This window comes from Massilia endophytica (genome assembly GCF_021165955.1).
GTDB classification, from domain to species: domain Bacteria; phylum Pseudomonadota; class Gammaproteobacteria; order Burkholderiales; family Burkholderiaceae_D; genus Rugamonas; species Rugamonas endophytica.
Genome location: NZ_CP088952.1, coordinates 1,203,271 through 1,216,140 on the forward strand (window position 1 = coordinate 1,203,271; position 12,870 = coordinate 1,216,140).

The 12,870-nt window shown below is 66.0% G+C and carries 10 protein-coding genes and 1 tRNA gene; all 11 read left to right on the forward strand.

The features are described 5' to 3' along the window. The first annotated feature begins 34 nt into the window (after window positions 1–34). The 11 genes from LSQ66_RS05655 (at window position 35) to LSQ66_RS05705 (ending at window position 12,868) form a co-directional block, all read left to right on the forward strand. Window positions 35–1,234, forward strand: a complete 1,200-nt coding sequence (locus tag LSQ66_RS05655) for a cation:proton antiporter (RefSeq protein ID WP_231768816.1) — start codon at window positions 35–37, stop codon at window positions 1,232–1,234. Between the two features lie 129 nt (window positions 1,235–1,363). Further along, window positions 1,364–1,454, forward strand: a tRNA-Ser gene (locus tag LSQ66_RS05660). A gap of 161 nt (window positions 1,455–1,615) precedes the next feature. Beyond that, the gene (locus LSQ66_RS05665) at window positions 1,616–2,572 is read left to right on the forward strand and encodes a GlxA family transcriptional regulator (protein ID WP_231768817.1); all 957 of its coding nucleotides are present in this window, start codon (window positions 1,616–1,618) and stop codon (window positions 2,570–2,572) included. A 197-nt stretch (window positions 2,573–2,769) separates the two neighbouring features. After that, entirely contained in the window at window positions 2,770–3,999 is a 1,230-nt protein-coding gene (locus LSQ66_RS05670) for a calcium-binding protein (RefSeq protein WP_231768818.1), read from the forward strand. Window positions 4,000–4,099: 100 nt separating this feature from the next. Further along, window positions 4,100–5,749 carry a sensor histidine kinase gene (locus LSQ66_RS05675; protein WP_231768819.1) on the forward strand — a complete coding sequence of 550 codons (1,650 nt, stop codon included), beginning with the start codon at window positions 4,100–4,102 and terminating at the stop codon, window positions 5,747–5,749. Window positions 5,750–5,775: 26 nt separating this feature from the next. After that, entirely contained in the window at window positions 5,776–6,561 is a 786-nt protein-coding gene (locus LSQ66_RS05680; RefSeq protein ID WP_231768820.1) for a substrate-binding periplasmic protein, read from the forward strand. 276 nt (window positions 6,562–6,837) lie between these two features. After that, window positions 6,838–7,827, forward strand: coding sequence for an alpha/beta hydrolase family protein (locus tag LSQ66_RS05685; RefSeq protein ID WP_231768821.1), 990 nt, complete (start codon window positions 6,838–6,840; stop codon window positions 7,825–7,827). Window positions 7,828–7,853: 26 nt separating this feature from the next. Further along, window positions 7,854–8,927 (forward strand): EscU/YscU/HrcU family type III secretion system export apparatus switch protein, encoded by a 1,074-nt coding sequence (locus LSQ66_RS05690; RefSeq protein WP_231768822.1) that lies wholly within the window; start codon window positions 7,854–7,856, stop codon window positions 8,925–8,927. Between the two features lie 407 nt (window positions 8,928–9,334). Continuing rightward, a complete protein-coding gene (gene flhA, locus LSQ66_RS05695) occupies window positions 9,335–11,368 on the forward strand; it encodes a flagellar biosynthesis protein FlhA (RefSeq protein WP_231768823.1) in 2,034 nt (677 codons plus the stop codon). 26 nt (window positions 11,369–11,394) lie between these two features. Then, window positions 11,395–12,105: a flagellar hook-basal body protein gene (locus LSQ66_RS05700; protein ID WP_231768824.1), complete on the forward strand. Its 711-nt coding sequence runs from the start codon at window positions 11,395–11,397 to the stop codon at window positions 12,103–12,105. Between the two features lie 7 nt (window positions 12,106–12,112). Continuing rightward, a complete protein-coding gene (locus LSQ66_RS05705; protein WP_231768825.1) occupies window positions 12,113–12,868 on the forward strand; it encodes a flagellar hook-basal body protein in 756 nt (251 codons plus the stop codon). Window positions 12,869–12,870: the final 2 nt, after the last annotated feature.

Sequence of the window (12,870 nt, forward strand, 5' to 3'; positions counted from 1 at the left end):
GTTTTCAATAAAAAGGAAAAGAATGCATACCGCAATGAACACAACGGAGGTCTTCCTCCTGGCCATGCTGATCGTCTTCACGGTTCCCTACCTGATCTGGCGCCTTGGCGATACGAACTACTATGCGCCGTTGGTGGTGGTGCAGATCATCACGGGCATCCTGCTTGGGCCGGGCGTGCTGGGCGCGGCGTATCCCGACTACTACCAGTTCATCTTCACGCCGGCCGTGATCCAGTCGCTGAACGGCATCGCCTGGTGGGCGGTGATGATCTTCGTGATGATCGCGGGGATCGAGCTCGATCTGGGGCAGGCATGGAAGCACCGCCGCGAAAGCGTCATCACCGCGGGCATGGCGCTGGGGACGCCGCTGGTGTTCGGCTGCGTGGCCGCTGCCGGCATGCTGGGCTACAGCGGCTGGATCGGCGTCAATGGGCAGGATTGGCAGTTCGTGCTCGGCGTAGGCATGGCCTGCGCGGTGACGGCGCTGCCAATTCTCATTCTGCTGATGGAGAACCTGGAGATTCTGCGCCACCCGATCGGCCAGCGCATTCTGCGCTACGCGAGCCTGGACGACGTGGCCATTTGGGGCGTGCTGGCGCTGATCCTTCTGGACTGGACGCGTGTGGGCCGGCAGGTTGGCTTCCTCATCATGTTCGCAGTAGTGGCCTGGGGCTTCCGCAAGCTCATGGTGCGCATCCCCGAACGCGACCGCTGGTTTGTCGCCATGATATGGCTGGCCGCTTGCGGCTTCGGCGCCGACTGGGCGGGACTGCATTTCATGGTGGGCGCCTTCCTCGCCGGTGCGGTGATGGACGCGCACTGGTTCAACCAGGAGAAGATGGACCTGATGCGCCACCACGTGCTGCTGGCGCTCATGCCCGTTTTCTTCCTCAGCACAGGCCTGCGCACCAACTGGGGCGTTGGCGGCTCGATGGTCTTCATCGCCGCTGCGGTGCTGCTGGTGGCGTCCGTGGCGGGGAAACTGATTGGCGTGCAGATCGCAGGGAAGATCCTGAAGTGGGAGGAGGGCGAAGCCTCGATCATCGGCTGGCTGCTGCAAACGAAGGCGCTCATCATGATTATCTTCGTGAACATCCTGCTGGACAAAGGCATCATCACCAACGAAACCTTTACCGCGCTGCTGCTGATGGCCGTCGCCAGCACCATGCTCACGGTACCTGTCGTCTATCCCAAACTGCGGCGCATGCACCAGCTGATTTTCCGTACGAGCTGAGGATAAATTTCCCCCTTCCATTTTTCGGAAGGGCTGCTATAATGCTGGTCTTCCGCAGCAGTACGCGGGAAAGAGATAGAGTTCCCGACCAATCTTGTGCCCCTGGCACAGGAGCTCGAACAGAACACCGGAGAGGTGGCAGAGTGGTCGAATGTACCTGACTCGAAATCAGGCGTAGGGTGTCCCCCTACCGTGGGTTCGAATCCCACCCTCTCCGCCATAAATTCAAAGACTTACGTCGCAAACAAGGCCATCCAAATCGGATGGCTTTTTTTGTTTTGCGTGGAGTTGTTTTGACATCCCCGTATCCTCCAAGCGCCGCACTTGGGTATTGGCGAAAGTGGTGTTAGGATGAACTTGTCCAATTGCAAGGGCGTACTTATGAAACCGCATCGCGTTGTCGTGCTTGTCACGCCCCAGGTCGTGCCGTTTGACCTTGCGACTCCGCTGCTTGTCTTTCAGTTAGTCCCTGACGAGCGTTATGTGGTAACCACATGCGCTGTGGAGAAGGGGGCAAGCTTTGCCATTGGCGGGATGTACAGCCAGGTGCTACGCGGCCTCGAGGCTTTTGAAGACGCCGATACGATCGTGATTCCAGGCGTGTTTGACTGGCATGCCGATGTCGATGCCACGATCAAGACGAGCCTTCGGGCCGCCTATAGCCGGAAGGTGAGGATCGCGTCTATTTGCACCGGTGCGTTTACCTTGGCGCATGCCGGCCTGCTCAATCAGCGCCGGGCGACCACGCATTGGGCCGCCGCGCAGGAACTGGCTGACATGTTTCCTGAGATCGAAGTGGACCCCACGGTCCTGTACGTGGATGGCGGGCAGATCCTCACCTCCGCCGGCGTCACTGCGGGAATCGACATGTGTTTGCACATTGTGCGCAGCGATGTCGGTCAACATGTGGCCAATCAAGTCGCCCGGCTGATGGTGGCCAGCCCCCATCGGAGCGGCGGTCAGGCCCAGTTTATCGAGCGTCCGATTCCTCCCGGGAGAAGCCGCCACCTGGATCGAACGCGCGACTGGATCCTGGCCAATCTCGATAAGGATTTGCGTGTCGCGGACATGGCTGAACACGCCGGCTTGGCGCTACGTTCGTTCGCCCGGCGCTTTGAATCCGAGACTGGGGTTTCTCCCATCCAGTGGATTATCGAGCAACGCATCAAGCTTGCGCAGACCTTGCTCGAAACGACCACGCTTCCCGTTGAGATTATCGCGAACCGATGCGGCTTCCCAACCGCACCCGCCTTACGGCAACATTTCAAGCGGATCACCAAGGTGACGCCGACAGCGTACCGCAGGACGTTCTCGGACGCCCATGCCGAGTTCGCGTGAGAGGACGTGCGTATGTCGGACATCGGGCAACCGTGCAGTTCCAATGCGGCGTGGTGTCCCCCTGCACTGGTCTCCGTTCGCGCTCCCTGGGTGCGCTAGCCTGCGGCAGGAGATGTGTAATTCATCCGTAAGCCCCACACCCGTAAACTCGCGCCGCCACTCCAGCCGGACTGGCAAGGCGACATTGCGAGGAACGCATGGGAAAAATAGTTGGCACGGAAGCAGCAGACATTTTGGTGGCTGATTCGGATCTGGGGTCGCAGATTGAGGGGCTCGGGGGGGATGATGTTCTGATCGGCGGTGCCGGCGCAGACCGGCTCATCGGCGGAACCGGAAACGATGAGCTGGTGGGCGGGGCCGGCGGCGACTGGCTGGAGGCAGGCGAAGGCGACGATACCATCGTGTTTTACGCCAAGAGTGAATGGACCGGTGCCGCCGTCGATGGCGGCGCCGGCACCGATACCCTGAAAATTTACCCCGGCGGGGCCGCCTTCTTCATGAATGACGCGATGGACATCGAAGTGGTCGAGATGAAAGGGGGCGGAGCCGTGGACGCGGGCGCGGTGACTCATTTCATTCGCATGACGGCTTATGGTGAAGACAGCTATCTGATCGGTGGTTCCGGTGGTGTCGACCTCAGTGGCGGTGACGGCAATGACTACCTGGAGGGCAAGGCCGGCGGTGGCCGCTACGCCGGCGGTGGCGGCCACGACTGGATTGTGGCGCCAGGCCGGGATAACGTGGTATTCGCTGGCGACGGCAATGACTACCTGATGCTCAACGGCACCGAAGAGAACACCATTGACGCGGGCCCCGGCTACGATATCTTGCATGTGTTTGCTGCGCGCGGGGTGGACTGCCTTGTCAAGCTGACCGATGCCATGCACATTGAAAAACTGAGTTCGCACGATGATGGGCATGGCGCCGACGTATTCGACGCCAGTGCCATGCACAATCCGATCATCATGACTGGAAACAATGCCAGCGATGCTCTGTTCGTGGGCGGGGCTGGCAACGATGTGCTGTTCGGCGGCGGCGGCTGGTCGTCGCTGTCCGGCGGGGCCGGCAATGATGTGCTGGCTGGCGGCTTCGGGTCGAATCTGATGGATGGCGGTGATGGCGCCGACGACTTGTTTGCTGGCGAAGGCGGACAGTCCAATGACCTGATCTTCGGGGGCTCAGGCGCCGATACGTTTCACCTGTTGAGCCGGTTCGGGGAAAAGGTGGTGGCCGACTTCAACATGGCCGAGCACGATCTGCTGCATCTGCGCAGTATTACCGGTGAGGCGCGCTCCGACTTCGACTATGTGATGGCGCATGCGCAGCAAATGGACCAGGATAGCGTGCTCACGCTGGAGGACCTCACGATTGTGCTGCAGGGGGTGGCCCTGCGTGACATGACACTGGATATGTTCCTGTTCGGCTAAACGGCCGGCGGGTTCCGCCGCAGGTTGGTAGCGGTTACAATGGCGACAGCCGGGCGCCGGGTGAGCTGGCGCCCAACAAATGCATACCGATGGGGACACCATGCAGCGTGTGGACGCCGCAGCAGTAATCGGCACACGGATGCCGGATGGACTGGGGCGCCGGCTGCTGCTGGCCATGATCCTGGCTGGAGGCGCCCTTAGCCTGCTATTGACGGCCGTGCAGCTTTATCTTGACTACCGGCAGGAACTGGAGCAGGTCGACAACCGCTACGAGCAGATGGCCGCCACTTCCGTGGATTCCCTGGCCAACAGCCTGTGGACCTTCAATGCCCCGCAAACACAACTGGGGCTCGAGGGGTTGCGGCGGCTTCCGGACGTGGTCTACGCGGCCATTGATACCGTCACCGGCGAGCATTTTGCCGCCGGCGTGCGTCCCGGCCAGCGTTTCATGGTGCGCAAGATTGCGCTCGTCCGTGCCAGCGATCCGGGCGTTGCGCTAGGCGAGCTTACCGTCGCCGTCAGCCTGGACGGCGTGTACCGGAGGCTGTGGGACAGGGCGGTATTCATCTTCCTTGCCCAGGCGGTCAAGGCCACCCTGGTTTCGGCCTTGCTCCTGTTGCTGGTAAGCCGCTGGATCACCCATCCCCTCTACCAAATGGCGGAGTACGCCCGCCGGCTCAGCCTGGAGAACCTGCCGGAACGGCCGATCCTGGGCCTGCGCGGAGCGCGCCGCAACGACGAACTGGCGCAGGTGGCGCATGCGCTCGAAGACATGGTCCGTTGCCTGCGCGCTGAACTGCAGCACCGTGGCAAGCTGGAGCGCGAGCGCGAGGCTCTGGTGGCGGCCCTGCGCGGGCATCGCGACCAATTGGAAGGGGAGGTGGCGGCCCGGACGGCGGAACTGTCCCGGCAGCGTACCTTGGCCGAGCAGCGCGGCGACCAGCTGGCGTTGACGCTCGCCGAGCTTCAGCAGGCGCAACAGAAACTGGTCTTGTCCGAGAAGCTGGCGGCGGTCGGCATTTTGACCGCTGGCGTCGCGCACGAGATCAACAACCCGGTCAATTTCGCGCACGTCGGGGCCCAGTCACTGCTGTCGCATCTTGAGCAATTCCGCAGTTGGCTGCTGAACCTGGCTGCCGACGAGGCCGATACTGAACTGCTGGAAGCGCTCAACGGCCAGGTGGACCAGCTGAAGGAGCAAACACAGACAGTCCTGGAGGGAACCGTCCGGATTCGCGACGTGGTACGTGACTTGCGCTCGTTCTCCCGGCTGGATGAGGCGGAGACCAAGACAGTCGCGATCAGCGAATGTGTGCGCACGACCGTGAACCTGGTGCGCACCCAGTTCGCCGACCGCGTCGATATCGAATGCGTGTTTGCGGATGACCCCATGCTGGCCTGCCGCCCGGCGCAGCTGAACCAGGTGTTCATGAATTTGATCATCAACGCATGCCAGGCGATCACGGCGAGCCAGTCCGCGACCGGACAACCGGCGCGTGGGCACGTGCGGATCGCGAGCGCCAAGGAAGGGGAGGTGCTGCGCGTCGCCGTCGAGGACAATGGGCCCGGCCTGGCGCCCGACGTGGCGGCCCGGGTGTTCGACCCGTTCTTCACTACCAAGCCCGTCGGTGTCGGGATGGGCCTGGGCCTGTCGATCAGCCTGGGCATCGTTGAACAGCATGGCGGCACGCTGGAAGCCGAGTCGCTGTCTGGGCAAGGATGCCGCTTCGTGGTCAGGTTGCCCTTATGACGCCGGGCAGGCAACAGGGGGGGGGCGTGGCACGGCTGTGCTCGTTGCTGGTCCTTGCGGCGGCGGGCCATGCGCTGGCTGCGCCGCCGCGGGAAGTGCAGGTGTTTACCGATTACGATGAGCACTCGCTCGTCATCGACGAGACCGGCAATCCGCAAGGTTGCCTGCTCGATGTAGTGGCGGAACTCATGCGTCGGGCCGGCAACCGGTCCCCGGTGCAAATCCTGCCCTGGTCGCGCGCCCTGCACCTGACCCGGACCACGGCATATGCCGCCCTGTTCCCGGTGACGCGCACCGCTGAGCGAGAAGCCCAGTTCCGGTGGGTGGGGCCGCTGAGTTTCGAGGTGGCTGGGCTGTACCGGCGGCGCGGCCGCCAGCCGCAGGTGAGCGATCTGGAGGCCGCCAAGCACTTGCGGGCGATCGCCGTCACCCATTCGTGGTACCAGCACGAACTGCTGGCCGGCAAGGGCTTTCGCAACCTGGAAGTCTTGACCACGCAGGAGCAGGGAATCCGGATGCTGCTGGCCGGTCGGGTGGACCTGCTGGCGGCCGACAGCTCGACCCTGCTTGGCTCGCTGCGCAATATCGGCCACACGATGGAGGAGCTGGACCTGGCCTTCGTGTTCTGGCGCGGCAGCAATTACCTGGCGTTCGCACCGCAGACTCCCACCGCCGAGGTAGCCCGTTGGCAGGCAGCGCTGGAGCGCATGAAGGCCGACGGAACAATGCGGGCCTTGAGCGCGCGCTGGGAGCAATCGGGACGGGCACCGTGCGGGGCTGCCGGAACGTTGTTCCGGGCCCGGCCCCCCTGAGCGGGGCGGCGGAGCGGCGATCCGTACGTGAACGGTAAGTGGTTCGGCGGTATGGTCCGGTGCCAGGCGCATGGTTGCCTGGCCGGACGTCGGGAGGTCGAACTGGACTCATACCTGGTTTTTGCGGGGGGCACCCCCGTCGTATGCTTTGCCCCGGGTGCTGCGCCACTGCCGGTGGCCGCGAGCGGGCAGCACGACAGCCGATGCCATGTGCTTCGTCTTGTCTGCCGCACCGCAGCGCGGCAGACCGCGCAAGCGTTCAGTCGCGGGAACGCCATGCGGTTCCGCCGGCGTGCGCGCACCTGGGGCCGCGGCATTGTGCTCGCGTGCGCGCTCCAGCTGGCCGGGTGCGCCGCGGCGCCGGCCTGGGCAGCTCAGCCGTGCGTCGGCGCGCCGGCCGGCGTGCCGGGCTGGGTCAGCGTGGTCAGGATCGGCGTTGCCCGGGAGTGGATCGGCGCCCGCTTCTTCCGCGCAGGCGGCAGCAATTCCCATCCCACGCTGCTGTTGCTACATGGCTTTCCCGGGGCCGAACTGAATCTCGATCTCGCGCACGCCGTGCGCCGCGCGGGCTGGAACGTGATCGTCCCGCATTACCGTGGGGCCTGGGGCACGCCTGGCAACTTCACCTGGCGGCACGCGATTGCGGATGCGAAGGCGGTCCTGGCTTGGCTGCGCACGCCTGAGGCTGCGGCCGACTATGGCGTGGACGCGCGCACCCTGGTGGTGGCGGGGCATAGCCTGGGGGGATTCCTGGCGTTGACGGCGGCCGCCGGCGATGCCGATGTGCGGGGCGCGGTGTCCCTGGCCGGCTTCAACTTCGGCGCGGTGACCGCCGGGCCGGGAGCGCGCCCGGGCACCGAACAGCAATTGGCGGCGTTGTGGCAGGAGTCGGCACAATGGCTGAGCGGGGCCAGCGGCGCCGCCTTGGCCCGCGAGGCAGTTCAGGCCGGCGCCCAGTGGGACCTGCGACGCTTGGCGGTGCCGCTGGCCCGGCGTCCGCTGCTCCTGGTGGCGGCCCGGTACGACCAGGTGGCGCCGCCGGTGCTGCACCACGAGCGTTTGCTGCAGTCGTTGCGCGCCGCCCACGCCAGGACGGTGGAGGACGTCGTGCTGGACACCGATCATGGCTTTATCGATGCGCGTACCGGCCTGGCGGAGCGCCTGGTGGGCTGGCTTCAGGCGAAGTTTCCGGGCGACACCCATCGGGGGGGACGGTGCGGCGCCCCCACGCGCGCGCAGGCCGCCGAGCTGCTTCCCCAAGGCTGATGCCCATCTAGGACGGCGGGCGCGACATGGCGGAACAGGACGACAATCGCAGCGAACCGGCTACTCCCCACAAACTGCGCGAGGCGCGCAAGCGCGGGCAGGTGGCCAAAAGCCCGGATGCGGCATTCGTGGTGGTGCTGGCGGCCCTGGTCGCCGTCTGGTTTGCGGCCGCCGCGGGCAGCGGCCGCCGCGCGCTGTCGCTGTCGGCGGCGTTGCTCACCCGGCTTGCCGATCTGGAGTGGACTCCGGCCGGCGCCATGGCGTGGGTAGGCGGGTGGCTGCAGGCCGGCCTCGCGCTGCTGGCCCCGGCCTTGGTGGCGGTGGCGGGGGGGGCGATCCTGGGACAGCTGATGCAGGCAGGACCGGTCCTGAGCGCCCATCCCTTGAAGCCCGACCTGCAGCGCCTGAACCCGGCCAGCGGCTTGAAGCGCTTGATGTCGATGCGGCTGGTGTATGAAGCGGCCAAGAGCGTCGTCAAGCTGTCGGTGCTGGGACTCGTGCTCATCCTCCTGCTGCGCGCGGTGGCGCCGCGCCTGGGAGCGCTGCAGTTTGGGCCGGCGCCTGACGTCGCCCGCCAAGCCCTGGCCGAGGTAGGGCCGCTGCTGTTCAAACTCCTGCTGGCCCTGCTGGCGGTGGCGCTGGCGGACGCGATCTACACCCGGTGGGAGTTCGCGCGCAAGATGCGCATGAGCCGGCGTGACATCACGGACGAGCACAAGCAGCGCGAGGGCGACCCGCGTATCCGTGAACGCTTGCGCGAGGTGCGGCTGGAGCTGCTCAAGCAGACCCGTTCCCTGAGCCAGGTGGCGAAGGCCGATGTGTTGCTCACCAACCCGACCCACTACGCGGTCGCCATTTCCTACCGGCACGGTGAAATGCCGGCGCCCAAATTGTTGGCCAAGGGGGCAGGGGAGCTGGCAGCCAGGATGCGCGAGAGCGCACGGCGCCACCGTATTCCGATTGTCGAAAACCCCCCTCTGGCGCGCGAGCTGCACCGCCGGCTGACCCTGGATGAATATGTGCCCGAGGACCTGTACCCTGCCGTGGCCAAGATCCTGTTGTGGGTCTATGCCTTGCGCGCCAATCGCCGCGCGGGATGAGTGGACAGCGGGGGGCGAGGGCTTGGCCGATGTGGCCGCCTTGCGGCCGCGGCATGGCCTGGGCCGTGATCCGGCACCTTCCATCCTCCGCGCGGGCGCGCACGCCACCCGTTGCCGGCGGCACCGGCACGCAGGACGCGCGCAGCCGCCACGCGGTGCGCTCGATTCCGTCACCAAAGACGGTTACCGATGCGTACATTATTCGTAATCAGGCGTCCCCTATGCTGGCGTCACGGTAATTCGCTCTGGGACGGAAACATGGCTGGGCACACTGATCACCGCTGCGAGATGGCGGCGCCGCACGCGATTCGCGTGCTGGGGCATGTCGCGACGGGCCGTGCCGCTTCGGGGGCGGCGCGGCAGCTGCCAGCCGCCTGCTTGCCCAGCGGCCCGCGCGGGATTGCGTCATGAACGCGTTGCGCAAGGTCTTTGCTGGTCACAGCGATCTGGTGCTGGTAGTCCTGGTGGTCGGAGTGCTGGTGGTGCTGTTCGCGCCCATTCCCGCGGGATTGCTGGATTTCCTGATCCTGACCAACATCAGTTTCGCCCTGCTGATCCTGCTGTTGACTTTCTACATGGACAAGCCGGTCGAGTTCTCGACCTTCCCGTCCGTGCTGCTCGTTGCCACGCTGTTCCGCCTGTCGCTCAACATCGCCGCCACCCGTCTGATTCTGCGCGACGCCCATGCCGGGCGGGTGATCGACGCCATAGGCGCCTACGTCGTGGGCGGCAACTATGTGATCGGGCTGATCGTGTTCCTGATCCTGGTGGTGGTCCAGTACGTCGTCGTGACCAGCGGTGCGCAGCGGGTGTCGGAGGTTGCCGCCCGCTTCACGCTGGACAGCATGCCCGGCCAGCAGATGAGCATCGACGCTGACCTCAACATGGGCTTCATCGACCAGGCGGAGGCGCAGCGCCGGCGCAAGAACCTGGGCAAGGAGGCCGGATTCTACGGTGCGATGGACGGCGCCAGCAAATTCGTCAAGGGCGACGCGATCGCCGGCATCGTCATCATGCTGATCAACGTGGTCGGCGGGCTGGTGATCGGGATGATGCAGATGGGGATGCCATGGGCCGAGGCTCTGCAGCGCTATACCTTGCTCACGATCGGCGACGGCATCGTGACCCAGGTCCCTGCCCTCATCATTTCCGTCGGCACCGGGCTGATCGTGACCCGTTCCGCGGCCGATGCCAACCTGAGCCGTGAAGTCCTGCACCAGTTGACGGCCTTCCCCAAGACCCTGCTGCTGGTGGTGGCGGCCCTGGGGGGGCTGCTGTTTTTGCCGGGACTGCCCGCCATGCCCCTCCTGGCGCTGATCGGGATCTTCGCCACGGTCGGAATCTTGCGGCGCCACGCCGGCGCCAGCGAAGAGGGAGCGGCCGGGGCGGAGCCGGCGGCGGCCGACGAGGATGCCTACGCCGCCCTGGATATCGAGCCGATCGAAGTGCTGCTGGGAGTAAGCCTGGTGCCCGTGATCGGTGCCGATCAGGCAATGTTCAGGCAGCGCCTCGCGACCTTCCGCAAGCAATATGCAATGGAGGCGGGCCTGGTGCTCCCGGGAGTGCGCTTTCATGATGCCGCGCGGCTGGCGCCGGATGCCTACGAGATTTGCGTGTTCGGCGTTGCGGTGGCCCGCGGCGAGATTCATCAGGATCGCACGCTGGCCATCCACCCGGGCGGCGAGGTGAAGAAGCTGCGCGGGATCGAAACGCGCGAGCCGACCTATGGCCTGCCGGCCGTGTGGATTGCGGACGAGGAGCGGGACAAGGCGCGGCTGGCCAAGTTCACGCTGGTCGATCCGGCCACGGTGTTCGTCACCCACCTATGCGAGGTGTTGCGGCAGCAGTCGGCCAACCTGCTGACGCGCAAGGAGACCGAGCAGCTGATCGGCCGCGTGCGCCAGCGCCAGCCGGGTTTGGTCGAGGACGTGGTGCCTGCCGTGCTCAGCGTCAGTGACATCCAGAAAGTCCTGCAGAACCTGCTGAAGGAGAAGGTGTCGGTGCGTAACCTCGAGGCGATCATCGAAACCCTGGCCGACCACGGCAAGGCCACGCGCGATCCGGCTGTACTGACCGAACTGGTCCGCCAGCGGCTGGGGGCGGTGATTTGCCAGTCCCTTCTGGGCGGCCAGGGCGCGTTGCAGGTCCTCACGCTCGATCCGGCCATCGAGCACAGCCTGATGCAGAGCATTCGTGCCGCCGAGGCAGGCGGTCCGCTGGTCATTGAGCCGAAGTTTGCCGAGCAGGTGCTGGCGCGACTGGGCCAGCAGGCGGAGAAGATGATGAAGGGCAATTTGGTGCCCGTGCTGCTGTGTTCCCCCGAGCTGCGGCGCCACGTGCGCGCGCTGGCCGAACGCATGCTGCCGCACCTGCGTGTGGTGGCGCACCACGAAATCCCGGGTGGGTTCGAACTGCGTGCCTTCGGCACCGTGGCCCTGTAGGCGCAGCGGATGAAAGGAGCAAGGACATGGACGATGCATTGACGGTGGCGGCGCTCAGCATGCGCACCAGCATGACCCAGCTGCAGACCGTGAGCCAGAACGTGGCCAACCTGGAGACGCCCGGCTTCAAGGGGGCGGTGCCGGCCAGCGTGCCCTTCGCCACCACCTTGCGCCAGCTGCAGGCGCCGGCCAGCGTGCCCCTGCCGGCGGCCACGGTCGACCTGGCCCCGGGCGCGCTGCGTCCGACCGGCCGCAGCCTGGACGCCGGGCTGGCGGGCGACGGCTTCTTTGTGGTCGAGGCGGCCGACGGCCCGGCCTATACCCGGGCCGGCGCCTTCCGCATCGATCCGGCCGGGCGGCTCGTGACCGCTGCCGGCTTACCCGTCCTGGGCGAGGCCGGGCCGATCGCGCTGAGCGGGCCCGAGGCCAGCATCGATCCCAGCGGCACAGTGTGGCAAGGGGGCAAGGCCATGGGCCGCTTGCGTGTCGTGCGCTTTGCGCCGGGGACGCGGTTCGGCAAGATGGCCGATGGCCTGTTGCGCCCCGCGGCCGCGCAGGCCGTGGCCGCGCCGGCCGCAGCCCAGGTGCGGGGCGGGCACCTGGAGCAGTCGAATGTCGATGCGGGGACCCAGATGGCGCAGGTCATGCAGGTGATGCGCCAGTACCAGTCGGCCCAGAAAGTTTTTCAACTCTACAACGATCAGTTGGGCAGCAGCATCACCCAGCTGGCGCAATGAAGGAACAATGATGAGCAATGCCTTTGCAATTGCCGAAACCGGCATGAAGGCCTTCCAGGCCCATGTGGACACGATCGCCAACAACGTGGCCAACAGCCGCACGCCGGGCTTCAAGTCGGCGCGGGTCGAATTCCACGAGCTGCTCGAGGCGGCGCCTGCCGCCCCGGGCCCGGCGGCGCTGCCGGCCATGCTGGGGGTGGCGGCCCGCACGCGGACGGCCGACTTCAGCGCCGGGCATCTCCTGCCGAGCACGTCCGAACTGGACATCGCGATCGACGGTCCGGGCTTCATTCCGGTGCTGGCGCCCGACGGGACCCGGGCTTACAGCCGCGGCGGGGCGCTGCACGTGACCGACAGCGGCACCCTGGCACTGGCAGGCGGCGAACTGGAGCCGCGCATCTATGTGCCGGCAGGGGGCGGGGCCCTGCACATCAGTGCGGAAGGTGTGGTGGCGGCGCGCACGGCCCAGGGATTGCAGGAAGTCGGCCGCATCAGCCTGGCCCAGTTCCCGGATCCGGGCGCGCTGCGCTTGCTGGGCAACGGCCTGGCCGCTCCGGCCGAGGGGGCCGGGCCGCCGACCATCGGGGCGGCGGGACGCGAGGGGGCCGGGCGTATCGTCCAGCAATCCCTGGAAGACTCGAACGTGGATGTGACCCGCGAACTGGTCAGTCTGATGGCGGCGCAGCGCGCGTACGCGCTCAATGCCAAGGTGCTGCAGGCGGCCGACGGCCTGGTCGCCAGCGCCAACGAATTGATGAAATAAGC

What these genes read in the sequence shown, in the direction of transcription:
- LSQ66_RS05655 (WP_231768816.1), top strand. Translation starts at nt 35, where the DNA reads ATGAACACAACGGAGGTCTTCCTCCTGGCCATGCTGATCGTCTTCACG.
- LSQ66_RS05665 (WP_231768817.1), top strand. Translation starts at nt 1,616, where the DNA reads ATGAAACCGCATCGCGTTGTCGTGCTTGTCACGCCCCAGGTCGTGCCG.
- LSQ66_RS05670 (WP_231768818.1), top strand. Translation starts at nt 2,770, where the DNA reads ATGGGAAAAATAGTTGGCACGGAAGCAGCAGACATTTTGGTGGCTGAT.
- LSQ66_RS05675 (WP_231768819.1), top strand. Translation starts at nt 4,100, where the DNA reads ATGCAGCGTGTGGACGCCGCAGCAGTAATCGGCACACGGATGCCGGAT.
- LSQ66_RS05685 (WP_231768821.1), top strand. Translation starts at nt 6,838, where the DNA reads ATGCGGTTCCGCCGGCGTGCGCGCACCTGGGGCCGCGGCATTGTGCTC.
- LSQ66_RS05690 (WP_231768822.1), top strand. Translation starts at nt 7,854, where the DNA reads ATGGCGGAACAGGACGACAATCGCAGCGAACCGGCTACTCCCCACAAA.
- flhA (WP_231768823.1), top strand. Translation starts at nt 9,335, where the DNA reads ATGAACGCGTTGCGCAAGGTCTTTGCTGGTCACAGCGATCTGGTGCTG.
- LSQ66_RS05700 (WP_231768824.1), top strand. Translation starts at nt 11,395, where the DNA reads ATGGACGATGCATTGACGGTGGCGGCGCTCAGCATGCGCACCAGCATG.
- LSQ66_RS05705 (WP_231768825.1), top strand. Translation starts at nt 12,113, where the DNA reads ATGATGAGCAATGCCTTTGCAATTGCCGAAACCGGCATGAAGGCCTTC.